The sequence below is a fragment of the Micromonospora humi genome, from assembly GCF_900090105.1.
Lineage (GTDB): Bacteria > Actinomycetota > Actinomycetes > Mycobacteriales > Micromonosporaceae > Micromonospora > Micromonospora humi.
The window spans coordinates 526,465-548,075 of the sequence record NZ_FMDM01000001.1 but is presented as its reverse complement, the minus strand read 5'-3'; the positions used below and the strand labels follow the sequence as shown (position 1 = coordinate 548,075).

Below are 21,611 nucleotides of genomic sequence, written 5' to 3'. Positions count from 1 at the left end.
TTCCCCGGCCGGTCAGCTCCGGCGCAGCCGGCGGGCGGCGTAGAGCAGCGCGCTGACGGCGAAGAACCCGGCGCTGAGCGCCAGCCAGCGGCCGAGCAGCGGTTCCGGGGCGAGGCCGGTGGCCGCCGCGTAGGTGCCGTCGCCGAGGCCGAGCACGCCGGGCAGGTAGACCAGGAACAGCAGCGCGGAGGCGTACGCCGGGACCCGGACGTGGTTGCGCAGCGACCGGCCGGCCCGCCCCAACGCCCGGTCGGCCACCGCGTACGCCGGGAACAGCACCAGGTCGTGGACGACCGCCGCGCCGACGAACCAGAGCAGTATCCGGCCGGCGGTCGGCTCGCCGGCCAGCCGCAGCGCGACCCATCCGGCCACCGCCAGGCAGCCGACCGTCAGCAGCAGGTGCCACGCCGCCGCGCCGTACGCCCGCCGCAGGTCAGCCATCGAACACGATCTCCTCCACCCACTTGGTGCAGTGCACGCCGGGCAGTGCGGGCACCACGACCCGGGCCGGGAAGCCGTGGTCGGGGCTCAGGTCGACGCCGTTGACCCGCAGCGCGAGCAGCGCGTCCGGGTCGGTGACCTGGCCGCCGTGCAGGGTGGCCCGGTGGAACAGGCCGCTGCGCTCCAGCGACCGGACCCGTGCGGCGGCCGGATCGGCGGCGCCGACCAGGGCGGCCAGGTCACGCAGGCGTACCCCGGTCCAGGTCTGTGACGTGGACCAGCCCTCCACGCAGGCGATCGGCAGCGTGGCGGTGTGCTGCGGCAGCGCGAGCAGCCCGGCCCGGTCCAGCGTGACGGTGCGGTCGCCGGCCCGCAGCGACAGCCGCCAGCCCGGGCCGGTGCGGTCGGCGGTCACGCCGGCCGCGGCGGCGGTGCGGTTGACCGGGAAGCCGGTCGGCCCGTCGTCGACGCGCCGGCTGCGGGGCAGCAGCAGCGCGGTGCGCCGCAGCGCGTCCACGCTCTGCCCCACGGTCAGCGCGGCCAGCAGCAGCGCGCCACCGCCGGCCAGCGCCAGCACGCCGCGGCGGCTCATCGTCGCCGGGCCGGGGCGGCGGGCCACCAGGCCGTCCGGATCCGCCGGCTCCGGCGCGGTCCGCCCCACCGGGGTACGCGCGAAGCCCGGCCCGCGCAGCGCCGTCACCATCCGGGGCAGTTTGATCGCCACGTGCGTGACCAGCGCCGCCGTGAAGATCCACGCGCCGTACCAGTGCGCGGTGTAGAAGTCGAAGCCGAACAGGTAGGCGTACTGGACGTTGAGCAGGCCGGTCACGCTCTGGAACAGGATGCCGCCGACCAGCAGCAGCAACGACAGCCGCTCCAGCACCTGCGCGACCGAGCGGGCCGGCGGCCAGGCGAACAGCTTCGGCACCACCGACCAGAGCTTCGCCAGCACCACCGGCACCAGCACGATGCCGAGCGTCACGTGCAGCCCCTGGGTGAGCCGGAACAGCCAGGCCGGCCGGGTCGGCCAGTCGAACACCGGCGGGTGCAGCCAACCCACGTCCCGGGGGAACGCCTGGTCGAAGCGGGGACCGTAGGCGATCCAGTCGAGCAGCCCGGTGACGATCACCAGCGGCAGGGTGGCCAGCAGCACCGCGCCCAGCACGGAGGTCAGCCACGGCCCGCGTACCGGGCTGCGCCAGGCCCGGTCGACCACGTCGACGCCCGGCGGTCGGTGGCGGTCCAGGGCACGCCAGAGCCGGGCCGGCGCGGCGTACGCCGGGCGGGCCCGCGGTGCGACCTCGACGGGCGCGGGGCCGTCCGGGGGTGGGGCGTCGGTGGGCACGGCACCTCCTCCGGCGGCGGGGCCGACCCGGGCGGCCGGCGCTTCCACCGATGGGACGCTAGACGCCTCCGGCGGCCCGTGACGGCGTTTGCCGCATTACCGATGCCTTACCGCCGCGGTCCCTTACGGACCGCTGACATCCGGCGTGAACCGCCGTCCGAGCCGATCCGGGTGCCCTAGCGTGGGCCGGTATGCGGGTACTCGTCACCGGCGCGGCCGGGTTCATCGGATCGCAGATCGCCGACCTGCTGGCGGCCGAGGGCCACGAGCCGGTCTGCCTCGACGCCCTGCTGCCGCAGGCGCACGGCGGGGCGCTGCCGGAGTGGTCCCGGCGGCACGACCCGGTGGTCGGCGACGTGCGCGACGCCACGCTGCTCGGCCGGCTGCTGTCCGGGGTGGACGCGGTCTGCCACCAGGCGGCCATGGTCGGGCACGGGCTCGACCCGTCCGACGCGCCCGACTACGCGGCGCACAACGACCTCGGCACGGCGACGCTGCTGGCCGCCATGCACTCCGCCGGGGTACGCCGGCTGGTGCTGGCCAGCTCGATGGTGGTCTACGGCGAGGGCCGCTACACCTGCGACCGGCACGGCGTGGTCCGTCCCGCCGCGCGCCGCGCCGCCGACCTGGCCGCCGGCCGGTACGACCCGACCTGCCCCGACTGCGGCGGCACGCTCGCCCCGGCGCTGGTGCCCGAGGACGCGCCGCTGGAGCCGCGCAGCACGTACGCGGCCAGCAAGCTCGCCCAGGAGCACTACGCCGCCGCGTGGGCCCGGCAGACCGGCGGCGGGGTGTGGGCGTTGCGCTACCACAACGTCTACGGCCCGCGGATGCCCCGCGACACCCCGTACGCCGGGGTGGCCTCGCTGTTCCGCTCCGCGCTGGCCGACGGCCGCGCGCCGGTGGTGCTGGAGGACGGCCGCCAGCGCCGGGACTTCGTGCACGTCACGGACGTGGCCCGGGCGAACCTGCTGGCGCTGACCGCGCCGCCGCCGGACGGCCTGGTGCCGGTGAACGTCTGCTCCGGTGAGCCGCACACGGTGGGCGACCTGGCCGCCGCGCTGGCGGCGGCCATGGCCGGTCCGGCGCCGGTGGTGGCCGGCGGCGCCCGCGCGGCCGACGTCCGACACGTGGTCGCCGACCCCGCCCGCGCCCGCGACCTGCTCGGCTACACCGCGACGGTCACCTTCACCGAGGGCGTCACCGCCTTCGCCACCGACCCCCAACGCTCCCCCGCCACCCTCTCCCCCCAACCCGCCTGACCCCGCCCCGCCCCGCCCCGGCGCGGCACGGCACGGCACGGAAGGGCGGCACGCACTCCCGACCTGACCGCATCGTCGATCTTGGAGTTATGGCACCTCTGATAGGGGCCTGATCCGACATCCTGGGCGCCACAACTCCAAGATCGGCGAGCCACGGCCAGTCCGGTGAGCGCCGTGTCCAGAGCGCTTGCGGGCCGGAGAGCGCCCCGCGGATTCCGGTGGCGCTCGGGTGGAACGCGATGGGTGTCTGGGAGGGCCTGAGACACCCACAGCGTTCCAGTCACGCCCCAGCGGCGTGGTGGGTGGAACGCGATGGGTGTCTGGAGGGCGGGGGGCGGGGGGCGGGGCAGGTCCGACGGGGGCCGTGGGTGTTCGGCTGGGGTGGGGTGGGTCAGGAGACGGTCAGGAGCAGGTGGTTGACCAGGAGGGCGGTCAGGGCCTGGGCGGCGAGCCAGCGGCGGCGGGTCGGCGGGGGCAGGTGCGCGGCGGCGACCAGTAGCCAGACCACGAACGGCAGCCAGATCCGCTCCACCTCGGCCTTGCTCATCCCGGACAGGTCGGCGGCGGTCACCACCAGCGCGGCGGTGCCCGGCAGCAGCACCGCCGGCCCGAGCCCGCCGACCCGCCGCGCCCGGACGGCCCACGCCGCCGACCCACCGACGGACGACGACGCGTCGGCGGCACGCCAGGTGGCGCGGGCGGCGACGACGGTGCGGCGCAGCGCCGGGCCGAGCACCGGCCCGGCCGAGAGCAGCAGCGCGGCCAGGTTCGCCCACACCCAGTAGGCGTACGGGCGGTCCGCCGCCCAGCCCTGGTAGTAGCGCTCGACGACCTGGTCGTACCCCTCCCACCAGCGGAAGCCGGCCAGCACGAAGACTCCGGTGACGGTCGCGACGCCGGCGGTCGCGGCGAGCAGGGCGGCCCGGCGACGGTCGGGCCGCAACGCCAGCACGGTCACCGCCAGCGCCCCGACCAGCACGAACCCGTAGGACAGGTGCAGGGCGAAGCCGAGCAGCAGCCCGCCGGCCAGCGCGGCTCCCGGCCCGCGTACCGCCAGCAGCGCCAACCCGGCGGCCACCACGCCGGTGAACACCGCGTCGGCGGAGGCGCCCAGCCACACCGCGCCGGGCAGCAGCACCAGGAACGGCAGCACCGCCCGGGCCGCGTCGGCCGCGCCCAACGCGCGCAGCGTGGTCGGCACGGTGACCACGGCGGTCGCCCCGACCAGCACGCAGCAGAGCGCGGCGGCGGTGCCACCACCGAGCCCGACCCGGTCCAGCCAGACGAAGACCAGCAGCGCGCCCGGCGGGTGCCCGGCGGTGTGGGTGGACCACGAGTCGGGCTGGAAGTCCAGGATGCGCCCGGTGAAGCCGGCCAGCATGCCCGGGATGTCGGTCACCCCGGGCACCTCGTGCAGGTACTCCGCCTGCGGGGTCAGCCGCCGGGTCAGCCCCGCGGACCAGCCGTCGATCAGGGCCAGCGCCAGCGTCCAGGCCACCGCGGCCAGCCAGCCGGCGGACAGCAGCGGCCCCCACCGCGCGGTCCGCGACCAGCGCAGCCCCGGCCCGAGCACGACCAGCGCGACGGCCACCGCGAGCGGGGTACCCCAGCCGAGGTGCGGTCGCCAGGTGGCGTAGAGCGGCGCGGCGTCGGCGTGCAGGCCGACGCCGCGCCGGTTGAGCACCAGCCCGACCACCACGGCGGCGGCGAGCAGCGCCGCCTCGACGGCGACCGCGACCAGGTCGCCCCGGTGCGGGGGCCCGGCCCGGTCCGCGGTGGGGGCGCGGCGCAGCGTGGGTGCGGATCTCATGACGACCGGACGGTACGGCCCACCGGCGCCGGCCGGGTCGACAATCGCCGACCCGTCACGGGACGGTAAGAAATGCCTGCTCGGTAAGGGTTCCGTAAGCACGATCGGGGCTCGTCCGGGCGACTGCCGGCCTAGCGTCGGCGGCATGCGGACACAGATCGACGTGGTGTTGCCGTGCCTGGACGAGGCCGCCGCGCTGCCCGGGGTGCTGGGCGCGCTGCCGCCCGGCTACCGGGCGATCGTGGTGGACAACGGCTCCCGGGACGGCTCGCCCGAGGTGGCCGCCCGGCACGGCGCGCGGGTGGTACGCGAACCCCGCCGCGGTTACGGCGCGGCCGTGCACACCGGGCTGGAGGCCGCCGGGACCGAGCTGGTCTGCGTGCTGGACGCGGACGGCTCCTTCGACCCCGGGGAGCTGCCGGCGCTCGTCGCCCCGGTCGCGGCGGGCACGGCCGACCTGGCGGTGGGCCGCCGCCGGCCGGTGTCCATCGGCGCCTGGCCGTGGCATGCGCGGGCCGGCACCGCGCTGGTCGCCGCGTTGCTGCGGCAGCGCGGGGTGCCGTTGCGCGACCTCAGCCCGATCCGGGTCGCCCGGCGCGTGGAGCTGCTCGCGCTCGGCGTCACCGACCGGGCCTTCGGCTATCCGCTGGAGCTGATGATCCGCGCCGCGGCGGCCGGCTGGCGGATCCACGAGCACGACGTCCGGTACGCCCCGCGCGCCACCGGCACGAAGTCCAAGGTGTCCGGCTCGGTCCGCGGCACGGTCCGCGCCACCCGGGACTTCCTGACGGTGCTGCGCAGCGTGGACGGCCCCCGGTGACCGTCCTGCTGGTGGTGGCGAAGGCGCCGGTGCCCGGAGCGGTGAAGACCCGGCTCTGTCCCCCGGCCACTCCGGCGCAGGCGGCCCGGATCGCCGCCGCCGCGCTGCGCGACACGCTGGAGGCGGTCGCCGCCACCGGGGGCGTCCGGCCGGTGCTGGCGCTGGCCGGGCGCCTCACCGACGCCGAGGACGGCGTTGGGCTGGCCGCCACGGTCGCCGGGTGGCCGGTGCTGCCGCAGCGCGGCGACGGCCTGGCCGACCGGCTCGCGTACGCCCACGCCGACGTGGCCGGGGCGTACCCGGGGCGGCCGGTGGTGCAGATCGGCATGGACACCCCGCAGCTGACGCCGGCGCGGCTCGCCGCCGTCGTACGCCGGTTGTCGACCCCCGGCGTCGACGCGGTGCTCGGCCCGGCCGCGGACGGCGGCTGGTGGGGTCTGGGTCTGCGCGACCCCCGGTGGGCGGCGGCGCTGCGCGGCGTGCCGATGTCCACCGCCGACACCGGCCGGCTCACCCACGCGGCGCTGGTCGCGGCCGGCCTCCGGGTGGCCGCGCTGCCGACGCTGCGCGACGTGGACGATTGGGCGGACGCGCGGGCGGTGGCCCGGGACGCGCCCACCGGCCGGTTCGCCCGCGAGGTCGCCGCGCTGCGGCCCACCCTGGTGGGGCACCGGTGAGGGGCCCGCAGTCGCGAACCGAAGCCGGCACCGCGAGCGCGAGGAGCGAGCCGGGCTTGCGAGCCCCGCAGTCGCGAGCCGAAGCCGGCACCGCGAGCGCGAGGAGCGAGCCGGGGATACGGGCCGGTGGGGACGGGTTCGGGGCGGCGCTGCGGCGGCGGGCCGGCGCGCACTGGCTGGTGCAGGCCGACGGGGTGCGTCGCCGGTTGCCGGTGGAGCGGTGGCACGGCCCGGCGGAGCCGGCGACCGCCGCGGTGGTGGGCCGGTGCCACGGACCGACGCTGGACCTCGGATGCGGGCCGGGCCGGCTCGCCGCGGCGCTGACCCGGGCCGGCGTCACCACCGTCGGGGTCGACGTGTGTCCACGGGCGGTGGCGTTGACCCGGGCGCGGGGCGCGGTCGCGGTGCGGGCCGACCTGTTCGCGCCGCTGCCCGCCGAGGGGCGGTGGCGGCACGTGGTGCTGCTGGACGGCAACGTCGGCATCGGCGGAGACCCGGAACGGCTGCTGCGCCGGTGTCGGGCCCTGCTTCGCCCGGACGGCACCGTGCTGGTCGAGCTGGACCCGCCGGGCACCGGCGCGTGGCGGGGCCAGGCGCACGTGGTGTCCGGCCAGCGGCGGGGACCCAGCTTCGGCTGGGCGCGGCTGGACACCCGTTCGGTGCACGCGCCGGCCGCCGCGGCCGGGCTCGTCGTGCGGGACCTGCGCCCGGACGGCGGTCGCTGGTTCGCGGAACTGGTTGCCGCCTGAGAGGGCACCGGAAATCCGGTACGGCTGCGCTCCGCGCACCGACTACCGTGCCCGGATGACCGCCGCCACCCTGCACTTCCACGCCGACCCGGCCGAGTTCCTCGACGCCGCCGGCGACCATCTGGCCGCCGATCCGGTGGTCAACACCGTGGTCGCCTCCGTCGCGTACCGGACGGCCGCCCGCCGGGCCGAGGGGATCGGCCTGCCGGCGGACGACTGGTGGCTGGTGGTCCGGGACGCGTCCGGTGCGGTGGTCGGCGCCGGGATGCGGGCCGCGCCGTTCCCGCCGTTCCTGCTGCCGATGCCGGCGGAGGCGGCGGTCGCGCTGGCCCGGACCTGGCACGAACGCGGCGAGCGGGTGTCGGCGGTCAACGGCGCGCTGCCCGCGGCGCGCGACTGCGCCGCCGAGGTGGCGCGCCTGTGCGGCGGCCGGGTGGAGGTCGCCCAGCACACCCGGCTGCACGAACTCGACACACTGGTGCCGCCCGCGCCGGCGCCCGGCGCGCTGACGGTCGTCGGCGAGGACGACGTCGACCTGGTCGCCGCCTGGTTCGGCGCGTTCATGGCCGACGCCGACGAACAGGCGGGCCGCCCCCGCGGCGCCAGCGCCCACGAGACACCCGACCGCGACGAACTGCTCCGCCGGATCCGGGGCGGCCGGATCTGGTTCTGGACCGACGCGGCGGGCCGGCCGGTGCACCTCACCGCCGCGAACCCGCCGGCGTTCGGCGTCGCCCGGGTGGGACCGGTCTACACACCGCCGCAGCAGCGCGGCCGGGGGTGGGCCGGCAACGCGGTCGCCGAGGTGAGCCGGTTGCTGCGGGCCGAGGGCGCGCGGGTGTGTCTCTTCACCGACCAGGCGAACCCGACGTCGAACCGGCTCTACGCCCGCCTCGGCTTCCGGCCGGTGGTGGACATGGCCAACCTGGTCGTCGTGCCCTGACCGGCGTCAGTCGTCGAGGCCGAGCACGGCCAGTCGGCGTGGGTCGGCGATCACGTCGACGGCGACGACCAGCCCGCCGGTGACCGTGAACGCCATCACCGACAGCGGCCGGCCGCCGGCGCTCACCAGCACCCCGGCGGCGCCGTTGACCAGCACCGGCCGCGCGTACGGGAAGAGCCGGCCGAACGTGGTGGCCTGCGCGGCGACCTCCGGCGCGCCGGTCAGCACGGTGGTGTGCCGGGCGCGGGCGGAACCGCCGTCGGAGCGGAGCACCACGTCCGGGTGCAGCACCGCGATCAGCGCGTCGAAGTCCCCGTCGCGGGCGGCGGTCAGGAACGCGTCCACCACCGCCCGCTGGCGGCCCAGGTCCGGGTCCGGCGTGGGCGCCTGGCCGCGTACCCGGCGGCGGGCCCGGCTGGCGAGTTGCCGGGCCGCCGCCGGCGAGCGGTCGACCAGCGGGCCGATCTCGTCGAACGGCACCCCGAACATGTCGTGCAGCACGAACGCGAGCCGCTCGGTCGGGTTCAGCGTGTCCAGCACCACCAGCAGCGCCAGGCCCACCGAGTCGGCGAGCACCGCGGCGTGCGCCGGGTCGGCATCCGGCCGCGGCGTCTCGACCACCGGGTCGGGCAGGCGTACCTCCAGCGGCTCCTCCCGGCGGGCGGCGCGCGACCGCAGCATGTTCAGGCTGACCCGGGCCACCACTGTGGTCAGCCAGGCGTCCAGGTTGTCGACCGCGGCGGCGTCGGTGCGGGCCAGCCGCAGCCAGGTCTCCTGCACGGCGTCCTCGGCCTCGGTCAGCGAGCCGAGCAGCCGGTAGGCCACCGCGCGCAGGCGCGGCCGTTCCCGCTCGAACCGCTCCGCCAGCCCGGTGTCGCCGTTCATCCCGGTCTCCTCTCCGCACCCTCCCGACCCGCGGCGCGCCGCCGGTGTGACAACCGGTGACGCCGGTCACATCGGTCACACCGGACCGGCCCGGCGGGTCGACCCGTCACCGCACCTGATCCTGGAGGACGACATGCACACTCCCATCCTGGTCACCGGCGGCACCGGCACGCTCGGCCGGCACGTCGTACCGCTGCTGCGCGCGGCCGGGCACCCGGTCCGCGTGCTCAGCCGGCGCGGCGGCCCGCCCGGCGACGGGGTCACCCACGTCACCGCGGACCTGCGCACCGACACCGGCCTCGCACCGGCGTTGCGCGGCGTGACCACCGTGCTGCACCTGGCCGGCGGCGCCAAGGGCGACGACCGGGCCGCCGCGAATCTGGTCCGCGCCGCGCGCCGGGCCGAGGTGACGCACCTGGTGCACATCTCCGTGACCGGCGTCGACCGGGTGCCGCTGGCCTGGTTGCGGGCCAAGCTCGACGCCGAGCGGGCGGTCGCCGACTCCGGCCTGCCGTGGACGGTACTGCGGGCCGCGCAGATCCACGACCTGGTGCTGAGGATGCTGACCGCGATGACGAGGCTGCCGGTGGCACCGGTCCCCGGCGGCCTGCGGCTGCAACCGGTCGACGCCGCCGAGGTGGCCGCGCGGCTGGTGGACCTGACGCTCGGCGCGCCGGCCGGGCTGGTGCCCGACCTCGCCGGACCGGCCACGCACGGCCTCGACGAGTTGCTGGCCGGCTACCTGGCCGCCACCGGACGACGCCGGTTGCGGCTGCCGGTGCGGATCCCCGGCCGGGTCGGGCGGGCCTACCGCGACGGGGCGAACCTGGCCCGGCCGGGCGCGACGCGGGGCGTACGGACCTGGGACGACTTCCTGGCCGAGCGTCTCGGGCGCGGGTCGTTCAGCCCGGACCGGCCGGCGGGTGGAACTGCTCGCACATGACCTCGTACCCATCCGGGTCGAGGCCGTAGAAGATGCGGGCCCAGCCGACGTCCTCCGGCTCCAGCGTCACCGGCAGCCCTTCGGCGCACCACAGCGCGTACGCGGCGTCGAGGTCCGGTGTGGGCACGGTCAGCACGACGCCGAGGCCGGGCGGACCGTCCCTGGTGGCGCGTTCCCGCTCGGCGTTGTGGTGCCCGTGCCGGTGCAGGTCGGACAGGATCAGCCAGGTGTGGCCGAAGGTCAGGTAGCGCAGGTTGGGCTGGTCGGGCTGCGGGATCTGCCGGAAGCCCAGCCGGAGGTAGAACCGGTGGGAGCGGTCCAGGTCGCGGACGCGGAGCCCGAGCTTGAGCTGTCTGGCGGCCATCGAGGTGACGCTACCGGATCTCGATGGCGCCGGTCAGCTCACCAACCGACCGAGCCCAGACTGACCGGGGTCAGCCGGCGCACCTGCGGCTCGATCCACTGTGCCGCGGTGACCAGCTTGACCAGCCGGTCGATCGTCTCCGGCGGGCCGGCCACGAAGCTGCGCCGGTCCGCCGGGCAGCCGTACCGGTCGTCGAACGTGCCGCCGTCCAGCGCGCGCACGGCCATCCCGGCCTCGGCGGCCAGCAGCACCCCGGCCGGCAGGTCGACCGCCTCGGGGCGGTAGCCGACGATCCCGTCGATGTCGCCCCGGGCCAGCATCACCCAGGCCAGCAGCGGCGCCCACAGTTGCAGCACCCGGCGGGCGGTGGTGTCGAGGACGACCTTCAACGCCCGGGCGGTGCTGTCGTCCCGGCGTACCCCGTGCCCCTGGGTCCAGGCCAGCACCGGCGCGGCCGGCACCGGCCGGCGCGCGGCGCGCAGCGGGTGCCCGACCAGGTCGGCGCCGTGCACGAAGGCGCCCTGACCGCGGACCGCGGACCACGTTCGGCCGGCGATCGGGTCGTGCACCACCCCGAGCACCGGGGAGCCGCGTTCGCACAGCGCGATGCCGACCACGTACGCGGGCAGCCCGATCGCCACGTTGTTGGTGCCGTCGAGCGGGTCCACCAGCCACGCCCAGGTGGTGTCCGGCGCGTACTCGCCGCCCTCCTCGGCGATCACCCCGTGCTCCGGCCAGCGGGCCCGGATCCGGTCGACGATCAGCCGCTCGGCGGCCAGGTCGAGGTCGGTGACCAGGTCGCCGGAGTCGTCCTTGGCCCGGGCGTGCACCTCACCCCGGACGCCACGGCGCAGCAGCCGGCCGGCCGCCCGGGCCGCCTGCACCGCGAACCGGTGCGCGTCGCGCAGGTCGGGCGCGTCTCTGTTCGGCTCCACGTCCACGGCTCCTCCAGCCAGTCAGCCCCGTGCCACCAGTCGCGCGATCTGTCGCGCCATCCGCGCGGTCTCCGCCGCGTCGCAGCGGTCCCGGCGTACCCGGTGGCTGCGTCCGTCCACCGCGCCGAGGCTCAGGTCGCACGCGCCGGGGGTGGTCCGGCCGAGCGCCACGGTGACCGCGGGCGCGCCGGCGGTCACCTCCGAGGTGTGGAAGCCACCGGCGCGCAGCGCGTACGAGTCGCCCGCGGCGTGCGTCTCCACTGTCGCGGTCGTCGCGGTGACCAACCGGTCGGTGGCGGCCACCTCGTCGACCTCGCCGAGGCTGTGCACCTGGTAGACCCGCCAGGACGGGTCGGCGGGCGTGTCGGTGACGTCGATCAGCTCGTTGCGGACCGTGCCGTACAGCACGTGGCTGAGCAGGTCCCAGCTGTGCGAGTGCATGGCCGAGGTGCTCGGGCGCACCGGCGGCGGCTCGGCCGGCCAGGCGTGCACGCAGATCCCGTCCGGGCCGTCGCGTTCCACCGGCAGGCAGGTGAAGCCGAGCGGGTGCCGGACCGCCCGCAGCGGCCGCCGCCCGTCGGCGACGTCGCCGAGCACGCCGAGCACCCAGTCGCGCAGCAGCTCCGGCCGGGTGCCCCGGTCGATCTCCCGTTCCAGGTCGGCGTAGCTCGTCATGTGTAGGGGTTCCTCGCCTGGAGGGCCTTGCGCACGACGTCGGCGACCTCCCGGTCGCCGAAGGACCGGGGCAGGGCCAGGCCGAGCGCGGTGAACAGCCGACGCACCTGCTCGACCGACGGCTCGTCGTCGAGCCGGACCTGACCGGCGGACTCGATCGGCACCCGCCGGCTCTGCCGGCGGCTGTAGTCCAGCTCGATGGTGAACCGGTTGTAGTAGACCTCGCCGCGGTCGATGCGCAGCGCCGGGGTCTGCGGGTTCTCCTGGGTGATGACCACGCAGGAGGAGGAGAGGTCGTAGCGGAACGTGGTCATCTGCGCGGTGAGCCGCAGGTCGACCGTGAGCAGGCCGGAGCGCTGCGCGTACCAGCAGGCGGCGAGCACCGTCGCGTACGACTCCTTGCGGGTGCGGTCGACCGTCCACGGCTCGGTCGGCTCGTCCGACTCCAGGCTGCGCCGGAAACGCGCGTACCGCTCGCAGACCTCCTCGTCGGTCGGGTCGATGATCTCGACGGCGACGGTGAGCGTGGCGTTGCGCCGGCGGGCCAGCTTGAGGCACTCGGGCAGCGTGACCGCGCGCAGGTAGGTGCCGGTGCCGCCCTTGAAGTCCCACCGGTCGGTGTGCTGACGCGCCTCGGCGAGCGCTTGGCCGACCTCGCTGCCGTGCAGCACCCGCACCATGGAGGAGCTGTGGATCGCCTCCCGGGCCCGGCTCAGCGCACCCTCCGGGCCGGTCAGCTCGCGCATCGGCGGCACCAGGTCGGTGAGCCGCTCCCGGGTGTCCACGATGACCTGGCGGACCTCCTGCTCGGCGGTGCGGCGGCGCAGCCGGTCGCGCAGCACCGCCTGCGCGAGCAGGCCGAGGACCAGCAGGATGGCGCTGTTGACCACGTCCTGGCTGACCGTGTTGGTCAGGCCCAGGACCGCGACCGTGACGGCCAGCACCAGACCGATGAACGCGTCGAGATTGGTGACGACCCAGCCGATCAGGCGCGCCATGACAACCCCCGGTCGACGACGGAGCCTCCATGATAGCCCTTTGTCAATGTCGCGATCACGCCCTGTTCCGGGGCGGTGGCGGTGCGCCGCGCCGCCGGGCGGCACAGATCAGCGACCCGCCGAGCCCCGGTGCGGCCCGGGCCAGCCACCGCGACGTGACCCACCGTCCACCCGGCAGCCGCCATCCGACCTCGTTGGAGCGGATCGCCAGCGGGGCGAACCCGGCTCGGCGCAGGGTGCGCCGCAGCAGCGACGCGGTGAACGGTCGGATGTGCAGCCACAGGTAGGGGTGCAGCGGGTCGACCTGGCGCGGCGCCCGCCCGGCGAGGAACGCCAGCCGGTCCTGCACCGGCGCCAGGTTGGGGGTGGTGAGCACCAGCAGGCCGTCCGGGGCGAGCACCCGGTGGCACTCGCGCAGCAGCGCCAGCGGGTCGTAGACGTGTTCGATCAGCTCACCGGCGAGCAGGCCGGCGAAGCTGCCCGCCCGGAACGGCAGCTCTCGGGTGGCGTCCAGGCAGACCGGCAGCACCCGCCCGCCGGCCGCCCGCCGGGCGGTGCCCAGCGCGGCCTCGGCCATGTCGGCGAGCAGCAGCGGCCCGGGCAACGCGGCCGGGTCGAGCATGCCGCGCGAGCCGCAGCCCAGTTCGAGAACCGGGCCGCCGCCGGTCACCCCCTCGGCCACCAGCCGGGCCGCGACGGCTCGGCGCACCCGGTGGTACGGGTCGTCGACGTACCCGTCGACCTGCGCGCCGTCGTGGTAGCTGTGGTGGTTGGCGTGCCGGCCGTGCGCCTGCGCGCGCTGCGCCGAGGTCCCGGTCGGCGGCTCGGGCATCGCACCTCCCCCAGCGGTCGCCGGCCCCCTCGGCGGCGTCCTCCCCAAGCCTCGCACCGCGCGTGCCCGACGGGGCGCACATCCACTCCGGATACGCCGACGCGGCGGCCGTCGCCGGCCGCCGCGTCGGTGCGGACGCGTCAGATCGCCCGGGCCCAGTCCAGCCGGGTGCTGTCGTCGTACTCGTCGCCGGCGATCCACCACTGGGCGTCGAAACCCCTGGTGAAGACCGTGATGTTGCCACCGTCGGGGTATTCCTGGTTGGCCGGTGGGATCGACAGCGCGGCGCAGTAGCGGCCGTCCGGGGAGAACACCGGCGACAGGTAGAACTGCGGCTCGTCGGTGAGCTTCTTCAGGCCGTCGCCGCCGATCCGCACCGACCCCAGCGACTGGTTGTAGGTGTCCCGGTCCGGATACCACCGGGTGGTGCAGAAGACGACGCGCTGGGAGTCGGGGGTGAACACCGGCCCGCTGAAGCGCTCCCCCGCCAGCGGGGCGTAGAGCCGCCGCACCGTGCCGGTCGCCAGCTCCAGGACGCGCAGTTGCAGGCCCTCGGAGCGGCTGAGCCAGTGCATGACGATCATCGAGCCGTCCCGGGACCAGTCCGGCGAACCCATGCCATGGCCCTGGGCCAGCACCCGGGTGCCGCCGGTCGCCACGTCGACCGCGATCAGCGTGTCCCTGTCCTTCCCCGTCACCAGGGCGATCTCCCGGCCGTCCGGCGACCAGGTCGGCGCGCCGTAGAGCACGCCGGGCGGGTCGGCGAGCAGGGTGCGCTTCGCGCCGGTGACGCGGTCGTGCACCGCCACGTAGGGCAGCAGCGTGCCGTCACCCGACCAGGCGTTGTTCACCCAGGCCACGTACCGGCCGTCCGGCGAGGTCTTGGCGTGGTCCCCGTCCGGCAGCAGCGACCGTGGCGTGGTGTGGCCCGGGTCGATCCGGAGCACACCCCAGCCCACGCTCACCAGCCACGGCCCGTTGACGACCTCGGCGGCCGAGGCCGGCGCGGCGGAGACCAGGCCACCGGCCAGGCCGGTCGCGGCGGCGGCGCCGGTCAGGGTGGCGGCGCGCAGGAGGGTACGGCGGTTCAGTGCGGTCATGGTGGTCTCCCCGTGATGGACGTCCGCCCCACCCTCCTGATCGGACGCTCACCGGGGGATCGGGTGAGCGGACCGTTCACCGTCGGCCACTCGGCCAGGACAGGGGGTGACCGGCCGGGCCGGCCGGTACCCTCGCCCCGGTGACCTCCGACGCGTTGCGACACGCCCTGACCGACCCGGGTGACCCGCCACTGCTCCCGCTGCCCGGCGTGGCGGTCGAGCTGCTGGACGCCCTCGCCGCGCCGCCCCGGCTCGGCGCCCACCTGCGGCTGGTGCACGACGTGGCGTGGCACCTCACCGCCGCGTTCGCCGACCGCTTCGCCGCGGTGCCGTTCGACCGGCAGGCGGTGCTGTTCGGCGCGGCCGTGCACGACATCGGCAAGGTCGAGCACCCGGCCGAGCTGACCGGCCCCGGGTCGGCGCACGAGGAGGCCGGCTTCCAGCTGCTGTTGCGCTTCGGCGTGCCCGAGGAACGGGCCCGCTTCGCCGCCACCCACGCCGACTGGCACTCCCCCGGCGTGCAACTGGAGGACCTGCTGGTCAGCCTCGCCGACAAGGTCTGGAAGGGCCGCCGGGCCACCGACCTGGAGCAGCTCGTGGTGGACCGGCTCGCCGGCATCACCGGGCAGGAGGCGTGGCAGACGTTCCTGGACCTCGACGACGTGCTCGCCGAGCTGGCGGCCGGCGCGGACCACCGGCTGGCCTTCCAGGCCGAGCACCCGGTGTTGGGCTGAGCAACGTAAGGAGGGGCCCCCTCTTAACGGATTCGGTAGAGGAGGGGCCCCCTTTTAACCACCGGACGGTACGGATTACGGTCCACGCGGGCCTGGTGAGCCGGCGGCGTCGATCAGCGCCTGCGACGGGCCGGTCCGCGCGTACAGGAGGTAGCGCCCTGCCCGGTGGGTGCCGACCAGGCCGGCGTCGCGCAGCGCGGTGAGATGGTGGGAGATCGTGCCGGCGCTCAACCCGCAGCGCCCGGCCAGTTCCGTGGTGGAGGCCGGCACCGCCAGCTCGTGCAGCAGGACGGCGCGGGACCGACCGAGCACGCGGGCGAGCGCCGCGCTCGGCGGGGCGGCGCTGCGCTCCCAGAGCGTGCCGACGGCCCCGGCCGGGTAACGCAGCAGCGGCTGGGTCGGCCGCTCGGTCAGGTTGGACCAGACCCGCGCCCCGGCGAAGACGGACGGGACGAGCACCAGACCGCGCCCACCGAGGTCGACCGCGCCGGCGCGGGTCAGGTGATCGACGCGCAGCGTGCCGTCGTCCCAGGACACGTACCTGTCGATCCCGTCGAGCAGGCCGCGCAGCCCGTCGGTCGCCATCCGCCCGGCCGCCACCATGATCTCCCGCTCCAGCAGGGATCGCATGCGCGGCCAGTACGGCGCGATCGCCACCGCGGCGTAGTCGCCGATCACCGACGCGAGGCGGGCCAGCCCGGCCGTCGGGTCGGCGTGGAGGGCGGCCAGCCGGGGCGAGCGGGCCCCCGGCAGTTCGGCCACGCCGGCGCGGACCACGGCCGGCGGGGTGGCCACGAGCGCGGCCAGTTCCGTCTCCAGCGCCGGCAGCGCGGCCGGTGGCGCCGGGCAGACGAAGCCCGGGATCACCACGGTCGGCTCCGGCACCAGGTCGGCGAGCAGGCGCCAGTCCACCCCGGCCAGTCGCGGCGCGACCTGGTCGCGCCAGAGCTGGTGGGCGGGGAAGAACTCGGGCCGCCGCAGCGCCCGGACGCTCGCGACCACCTCCCAGAGCGGCGAGATCGCGAAGCGCACCCCGGCGAGATCCCGCACTCCCAACGCGACCCGCAGCACCGACGCCTCCCGGATTCGACCAGGCTCAAACTAATCGACCGGCGCCGGTGGCACGGGACAGGCTCCCGGCATGACCACCACCGCCCCACCCGCCCGCTGGCCCCGCGCGTTCCGCCACGTCTACGCGGCCAACCTCGTCGAGGGCGTCGGCTTCCAGGTGGGGCAGCTCGCCGTACCGGTGCTGGCCGTGTCGGTGCTGGCGGCCACGCCCGGTCAGGTCGGCCTGCTCGCGGTGCTGAGCACCGCCGCGTTCCTGCTGATCGGCCTGCCCGCCGGGGTGTGGGTGGACCGGATCCCCCGTCGCACCGTGCTGGTGACCGCCGGCCTGGCCTGCGCCGCGCTCTACGCCTCGGTCCCGCTCGCCCGGTGGGCGGGCGGGCTGACGCTCGGCCAGCTCTACGCGGTGGTGCTGCTCGTCGGCGTCGCCACCGTCTTCGGCGACGTGGCGTCGCAGAGCGTCCTGCCGGAGCTGATCGGCCGGGAGCGCCTGGTGGCGGCGAACTCGCTGCTGATGACCACCAACGCCACCGTCCAGATCGGCGGCCGGGGGCTCGGCGGCCTGTTCGTGCAGGCGCTCGGCGCGCCCCTCGCGCTGGCCTTGAACGCGGTCACCCACCTGCTCGCCGCGGTGGTCCTGACCCGGGTCCGCCCCGCGGCGGCCGCCACGGGGACGCGGCCGACCGGCGGCTTCGGCCGGGAGTTGGGCGAGGGGGTGCGGCACGTGCTGGGCCGGGGGGTGCTGCGTCCACTGGCCGTCTCCCTGGCCGGTGTCAACCTCACGGTGAACCTGATGACCACCATGCTGCCCCTGGTCTTCCTGCGAGAACTCGGGCTCGGTGCCGGCGCGCTCGGCCTCTTCCTGGCCGTCGGCGGGGTCGGTGCGCTGCTCGGCGCGATGACCGCCCGCCCGCTGGCGGCCCGGATCGGCGTCGGACGCACGCTGTGGCTGCCCGGGCTGCTGGTCGCCCCGGCCGGCGCGCTGGTGGCGATGATCGACCGCGGACCCTGGCTGTGGTCGGCCGGTCTCGGCTGGCTGGCCCTGGCCTGGCGGACCGGCATCGGCAACGTGATCGGGGTGAGCCTGCGGCAGCGGGTGACCCCGGACCGGCTGCTCGGCCGGATGAACGCCACGTTCCGGTTCCTGCTGACCGGCGCCATCGCGGTCGGCGCCGGGCTCGCCGGCCTGCTGGGCCAGTACGCCGGACCACGCGTCCCGCTCTGGGCCGGGGCGATCGGCGCCGCGCTGACCTGGCTGCCGCTCTACCGCGCCCGGGAGCGGGTCACCGGCGAGGCCCGACGGTGAGGCCGGCTGTTACCCGACGGTTACGCCGCTGCGAAGGCGCTGTTGCCGGGCCCGTCGACCGTCGGGGCAGGGACACCCGAGCGGGGTCCCGGCACACGGGAGGTCACCATGAGACTGAGGAGAACACTGCTGGCGCTCGTCGTCCTGCTCGGCGGGCTGGTCGTCGGCGTGAGCGGCGCGAGCGCGGCGGCGCCGTACTGCGGGATCACCTGGGGCAGCACGGCCAGGTCGGCCGGCACCCTGAGCGCCGCCCCGCTGGTCGGCGTCGCCACCGAACGGCAGGACTGCTGGGACCGGGTCGTCTTCGAGTTCGCCGGGCCGGTGAACGGCTACTCCGTCGCCTACGGCGAGACGTACACCGAGGGTCAGGGCCTCGCGTTGAGCCCGTACACCGCCGGCGGGGCGCTGCTGTCGGTGTCGCTGCGGGCGCCCGCGTACGACGCCGGGCACGTCGCGACCGTGCCGTATCGCGTCGGTGAGCACGCCGGGACCGCGCTGGGTTCCCGCACGTCGCGCGACGTCGTCTTCGGCGGCAGCTTCGAGGGCTACACCACCTTCGCGGTGGGGGTCCGCGCCCAACTGCCGTTCCGCGTCCTCGTGCTCAGCGGCCCCGGCACGCACGGCCGGATCGTGATCGACGTCGCCCACCAGTGGCAGGCGTGAACCACGTGGCGAGGTGCCGAAGGGCCGGTCGGCCCCTCGGCACCGTCCGATCCGCCCACGCCACCCGGGGTTCCGCAGGACTACCCTCGGTGATCGTGGAGGGCCGCGTGCTGGTCGTCGAGGACGACGCCTCCATCCGGGAGGTGTCGGCTCTCGGTCTGCGCCGCGCAGGTTTCCGGGTGACCACCGCCGCCGACGGTCCGGCCGCCCTCGCCGTCTGGCGAGCGGGCCCGACCGACCTCATCGTGCTCGACGTGATGCTTCCCCGGCTGGACGGATTCGAGGTGTGCCGGGAGATCCGACGCACCAGTCGGGTGCCGATCCTCATGCTCACCGCACGCACCGACACCATCGACGTGGTGGTCGGCCTGGAGTGCGGCGCCGACGACTACCTGCGCAAGCCGTTCGACCTTCCGGAGTTGGTCGCCCGGGTCCGCGCCGTGCTCCGCCGGACCGTCGCGCCGCCGCCCGAGGCCACCGTGACCGCCGGTCCGCTGGAGATCGACCCGGCGCGCTTCGAGGCCCGCCTCCGGGGGCGCGAGCTCACCCTCACGGCCACCGAGTTCCGGCTGCTGCTGGAGTTGGCCCGACGTCCCGGCCAGGTGTTCACCCGCGAGCTGCTGCTCCACCGGGTCTGGGGGTACGACCACCTCGGCGACTCCCGGCTGGTCGACGTGGCGGTGCAACGCCTGCGCGCCAAGGTGGAGGACGACCCCCGCGCGCCGGCCCTGATCCGCACCGTGCGCGGCGCCGGCTACAAACTGGCGACGGGGTGAGCGCGCCGTGGCGGCTGGCACTGTCGCGCCCGGCCGGCTGCGGCGCCGGCTGGTCGTCGCATTCGTGCTGGTCGCCGGCCTGTCCGCCGGGACGTTGGCCGGCGGCTCCTACCTCATGCTGCGGCAGGCCCGGTTCGACGGCTCCCTGCAACGCGCCGCCGCCGACGCCCGCTACCAACTGGTGGTCGCCGCCCAGTTCCTGCCGCTGACCGAGACCCGCCGCGCCGACCTGCTGGCCAGCTTCGAGGAGTCGGGCCGGCACGTGCTGCTCGTCACCGACCGGACCCGGGCCTCCAACCCCCGGTACGCGCCCACGCCGGGGGCGGACCTGCGGGCCACCGTCGCCGCCGGGCAGCTCGGCTTCCAGCGCACCCCCGGTCGGCCCCACCTGCTGGTCGTCGGGGGCCGGATCCCCGGATCCACCGCCGAGCTGTACGTGGTGACCGTCGAGGACGACCTCGTCGACGCGCTGGACCAGCTCCGTACCGCCTCGGTGCTGGGCTGGGTGGCGGTGGTGCTGGTCGCCGCCGCCGTGGGGCACGCCCTCGCGCGCCGCACCCTGGAACCCGTCGGCCGGGCCAGCCGGGCCGCCCGGGCCGTGGCCGAGGGGCTGCTGCGCACCCGGCTGCCGGTGCGCGGCCGCGACGAGTTCAGCGACTGGGCCGTCGCCTTCAACGAGATGGCCGAGGCGCTGGAAGTCAAGATCGAGGCGCTGTCCCGGGCCCAGGCCCGGGAGCGGCGGTTCACCGCCGACGTGGCGCACGAGTTGCGTACCCCGGTCACCGCCCTGGTGGCGGCGGCCTCGCTGCTGGCCGACGAGATGGACGCCCTGCCGGCCGGCGCGGTGCCGGCGGCCGAACTGCTCGTGGCCGACGTGGTCCGGCTGCGCCGGCTGGTCGAGGACCTGCTGGAGATCTCCCGTCTGGACGCGGGGCGGGAGTCGCTCGCGGTCCGCCCGGTGGACGTCGCGGCGCTGCTGCGGCGGATCACCGCCGCCGACCCGGGCGCCCGGGTCGGGGTGGCGGTGGACGTGCCGCCGGTGGTGACCGATCCACGCCGGCTGGAGCGGATCCTGACGAACCTGGTGGGCAACGGGATCACCCACGGCGGGGGCCGGCTCGGCGTCGAGGTCCGGCGCGCCGGTGCCGAACTGGTGGTCGAGGTGGCCGACCACGGCCCGGGCATCCCCGCCGAGCACCTGGCCCACATCTTCGAGCGCTTCTACAAGGTCGACCCGGCCCGCACCGGACCCGGCAGCGGGCTCGGGCTGGCCATCGCCCGGGAGAACGCCCGGCTGCTCGGCGGCCGGCTCGACGTGACCAGCGAGGTGGGGCACGGTACCCGGTTCCGTCTCACCCTGCCGATCGATGCCACCGGGGACACCTGATGCGACGCCTGATCCCACCCCTCGTCGCGCTGCTGCTGGTCGCCGCCGGTTGTGCCCCGCCGCGCACCGGCGCCCTCGGGCCGGCGCCGGCCGCCCCGTCGGCCACCACCACCGCGCCGGCCACCACCGCCGCGCCGGCTCCGCCCGCCACCCGCGCCCCCGGCGCCGGCCCGCCGGCCGGTTCGGGTACGCCGACGCTGCGGGCACCCGGCGGGCCGGACGGGACGCGGGACGTCCAGCTCTGGTTCGTCCGGGCCGGCCGGCTCGCGCCCACCCGGCACGCGCTTCCCGCCACCGTCGCCACGTCCCGCCTGGCGCTCGCCGAACTGGCCGCCGGCCCGTCCCCGGCGGAGCGCGTCGACGGCCTGACCACCCTGGTGCCGGCCGGCGCGGAGGTGACCCGCATCGCCGGCGGCGTCGCGACAGTGGTTCCGCCACCCGGGTTCGACGCCGGTGGGGCCGTCGTCGTCCGGACGCGACGGGCCCAGGTGGTCTGGACGCTCACCCAGTTCCCCACCGTCCGGCGGGTCGCCTTCGCCCCGGCCGGCACGGCGACCGGCCGGGACGACTACGTCGACCTGCTGCCCCCGATCGTGGTGACCGCCCCGGTGGCCGGCGACCGGGTGGCCAGCCCGGTCACCGTCACCGGGAGCGCCGACGTCTTCGAGGCCACCGTCAGCGTGCGGGTGCTGGACGCGGCAGGACGGGAGGTCGGCACCGGTTTCACCACGGCCTCGTGCGGCTCCGGCTGCCGCGGCACGTACCGGATGGCGGTCCGCTACCGGCGTGCGGCGGCCGGAGCCGGCGTGGTGGAGGTGTTCCAGGTGTCGGCGCGGGACGGTTCCCGGGTTGACGTGGTGCGCGTCCCGGTCACGCTGGCGTCAACCGGATGACAGCG

The 21,611-nt window shown here is 76.2% G+C and carries 23 protein-coding genes; 12 read left to right on the top strand and 11 right to left on the bottom strand.

Annotated elements, in window-relative coordinates:
* Positions 1–12: 12 nt before the first annotated feature.
* Both GA0070213_RS02460 and GA0070213_RS02455 read right to left on the bottom strand, forming a co-directional pair.
* The gene (locus GA0070213_RS02460) at positions 13–441 is read right to left on the bottom strand and encodes a hypothetical protein (protein ID WP_091056290.1); all 429 of its coding nucleotides are present in this window, start codon (positions 439–441) and stop codon (positions 13–15) included.
* Entirely contained in the window at positions 434–1,834 is a 1,401-nt protein-coding gene (locus tag GA0070213_RS02455; protein ID WP_245716218.1) for a molybdopterin-dependent oxidoreductase, read from the bottom strand. The genes GA0070213_RS02460 and GA0070213_RS02455 overlap by 8 nt, the downstream gene beginning before the upstream one ends.
* Before the next feature lie 143 nt (positions 1,835–1,977).
* Here GA0070213_RS02455 and GA0070213_RS02450 point away from each other — a divergent pair, with 143 nt between their 5' ends.
* Entirely contained in the window at positions 1,978–3,048 is a 1,071-nt protein-coding gene (locus GA0070213_RS02450) for an NAD-dependent epimerase/dehydratase family protein (protein ID WP_091056284.1), read from the top strand.
* 391 nt (positions 3,049–3,439) lie between these two features.
* Here GA0070213_RS02450 and GA0070213_RS02445 read toward each other — a convergent pair whose 3' ends face one another.
* Positions 3,440–4,858, bottom strand: coding sequence for a hypothetical protein (locus tag GA0070213_RS02445; protein WP_091056282.1), 1,419 nt, complete (start codon positions 4,856–4,858; stop codon positions 3,440–3,442).
* 145 nt (positions 4,859–5,003) lie between these two features.
* Here GA0070213_RS02445 and GA0070213_RS02440 point away from each other — a divergent pair, with 145 nt between their 5' ends.
* The 4 genes from GA0070213_RS02440 to GA0070213_RS02425 are packed head-to-tail and all read left to right on the top strand — an operon-like array spanning position 5,004 to position 8,047.
* Positions 5,004–5,678 (top strand): glycosyltransferase family 2 protein, encoded by a 675-nt coding sequence (locus tag GA0070213_RS02440; protein ID WP_091056280.1) that lies wholly within the window; start codon positions 5,004–5,006, stop codon positions 5,676–5,678.
* On the top strand, positions 5,675–6,355 hold the full coding sequence (locus GA0070213_RS02435; protein WP_091056277.1) for a TIGR04282 family arsenosugar biosynthesis glycosyltransferase: 681 nt from the start codon (positions 5,675–5,677) through the stop codon (positions 6,353–6,355). Before GA0070213_RS02440 ends, GA0070213_RS02435 begins: the two co-directional genes overlap by 4 nt.
* Before the next feature lie 56 nt (positions 6,356–6,411).
* The gene (locus GA0070213_RS02430) at positions 6,412–7,104 is read left to right on the top strand and encodes a methyltransferase domain-containing protein (RefSeq protein ID WP_245716217.1); all 693 of its coding nucleotides are present in this window, start codon (positions 6,412–6,414) and stop codon (positions 7,102–7,104) included.
* 55 nt (positions 7,105–7,159) lie between these two features.
* Positions 7,160–8,047, top strand: a complete 888-nt coding sequence (locus tag GA0070213_RS02425) for a GNAT family N-acetyltransferase (protein ID WP_091056275.1) — start codon at positions 7,160–7,162, stop codon at positions 8,045–8,047.
* 6 nt (positions 8,048–8,053) lie between these two features.
* Here the strand turns inward: GA0070213_RS02425 and sigJ are convergent, their stop codons facing one another.
* Entirely contained in the window at positions 8,054–8,932 is an 879-nt protein-coding gene (gene sigJ, locus GA0070213_RS02420; protein WP_091056272.1) for an RNA polymerase sigma factor SigJ, read from the bottom strand.
* Between the two features lie 133 nt (positions 8,933–9,065).
* Between sigJ and GA0070213_RS02415 the strand changes: the two genes are divergently transcribed.
* Positions 9,066–9,875 carry an SDR family oxidoreductase gene (locus GA0070213_RS02415; RefSeq protein WP_091056696.1) on the top strand — a complete coding sequence of 270 codons (810 nt, stop codon included), beginning with the start codon at positions 9,066–9,068 and terminating at the stop codon, positions 9,873–9,875.
* Here the strand turns inward: GA0070213_RS02415 and GA0070213_RS02410 are convergent.
* From GA0070213_RS02410 to GA0070213_RS02385, 6 genes are all read right to left on the bottom strand, one after another.
* Entirely contained in the window at positions 9,835–10,239 is a 405-nt protein-coding gene (locus tag GA0070213_RS02410) for a VOC family protein (protein ID WP_091056269.1), read from the bottom strand. The genes GA0070213_RS02415 and GA0070213_RS02410 overlap by 41 nt on opposite strands.
* 38 nt (positions 10,240–10,277) lie before the next feature.
* The gene (locus GA0070213_RS02405; protein WP_245716216.1) at positions 10,278–11,174 is read right to left on the bottom strand and encodes an inositol monophosphatase family protein; all 897 of its coding nucleotides are present in this window, start codon (positions 11,172–11,174) and stop codon (positions 10,278–10,280) included.
* A gap of 21 nt (positions 11,175–11,195) precedes the next feature.
* Positions 11,196–11,849: a hypothetical protein gene (locus tag GA0070213_RS02400; RefSeq protein ID WP_091056264.1), complete on the bottom strand. Its 654-nt coding sequence runs from the start codon at positions 11,847–11,849 to the stop codon at positions 11,196–11,198.
* On the bottom strand, positions 11,846–12,847 hold the full coding sequence (locus GA0070213_RS02395) for a hypothetical protein (RefSeq protein ID WP_091056262.1): 1,002 nt from the start codon (positions 12,845–12,847) through the stop codon (positions 11,846–11,848). Before GA0070213_RS02395 ends, GA0070213_RS02400 begins: the two co-directional genes overlap by 4 nt.
* Before the next feature lie 55 nt (positions 12,848–12,902).
* On the bottom strand, positions 12,903–13,679 hold the full coding sequence (locus tag GA0070213_RS02390) for a class I SAM-dependent methyltransferase (protein ID WP_091056259.1): 777 nt from the start codon (positions 13,677–13,679) through the stop codon (positions 12,903–12,905).
* 140 nt (positions 13,680–13,819) lie between these two features.
* Positions 13,820–14,779, bottom strand: coding sequence for a TolB family protein (locus tag GA0070213_RS02385; protein WP_091056257.1), 960 nt, complete (start codon positions 14,777–14,779; stop codon positions 13,820–13,822).
* A 140-nt stretch (positions 14,780–14,919) separates the two neighbouring features.
* Here GA0070213_RS02385 and GA0070213_RS02380 point away from each other — a divergent pair, with 140 nt between their 5' ends.
* On the top strand, positions 14,920–15,513 hold the full coding sequence (locus GA0070213_RS02380; protein ID WP_091056255.1) for an HD domain-containing protein: 594 nt from the start codon (positions 14,920–14,922) through the stop codon (positions 15,511–15,513).
* Between the two features lie 75 nt (positions 15,514–15,588).
* On the opposite strand, the gene GA0070213_RS02375 is transcribed toward GA0070213_RS02380, so the two are convergent.
* On the bottom strand, positions 15,589–16,584 hold the full coding sequence (locus tag GA0070213_RS02375) for an ArsR/SmtB family transcription factor (RefSeq protein WP_091056252.1): 996 nt from the start codon (positions 16,582–16,584) through the stop codon (positions 15,589–15,591).
* Between the two features lie 70 nt (positions 16,585–16,654).
* Here GA0070213_RS02375 and GA0070213_RS02370 point away from each other — a divergent pair, with 70 nt between their 5' ends.
* The 5 genes from GA0070213_RS02370 (at position 16,655) to GA0070213_RS02350 (ending at position 21,606) form a co-directional block, all read left to right on the top strand.
* Complete coding sequence (locus GA0070213_RS02370; RefSeq protein ID WP_091056249.1) at positions 16,655–17,887, top strand: MFS transporter; 1,233 nt, start codon at positions 16,655–16,657, stop codon at positions 17,885–17,887.
* A 108-nt stretch (positions 17,888–17,995) separates the two neighbouring features.
* A complete protein-coding gene (locus tag GA0070213_RS02365; RefSeq protein ID WP_091056247.1) occupies positions 17,996–18,550 on the top strand; it encodes an AMIN-like domain-containing (lipo)protein in 555 nt (184 codons plus the stop codon).
* Positions 18,551–18,645: 95 nt separating this feature from the next.
* Positions 18,646–19,326, top strand: coding sequence for a response regulator transcription factor (locus GA0070213_RS02360; RefSeq protein ID WP_091056692.1), 681 nt, complete (start codon positions 18,646–18,648; stop codon positions 19,324–19,326).
* A 7-nt stretch (positions 19,327–19,333) separates the two neighbouring features.
* The gene (locus GA0070213_RS02355; protein ID WP_091056244.1) at positions 19,334–20,713 is read left to right on the top strand and encodes a sensor histidine kinase; all 1,380 of its coding nucleotides are present in this window, start codon (positions 19,334–19,336) and stop codon (positions 20,711–20,713) included.
* The gene (locus GA0070213_RS02350) at positions 20,713–21,606 is read left to right on the top strand and encodes a Gmad2 immunoglobulin-like domain-containing protein (protein WP_091056241.1); all 894 of its coding nucleotides are present in this window, start codon (positions 20,713–20,715) and stop codon (positions 21,604–21,606) included. The genes GA0070213_RS02355 and GA0070213_RS02350 overlap by 1 nt, the downstream gene beginning before the upstream one ends.
* Positions 21,607–21,611: the final 5 nt, after the last annotated feature.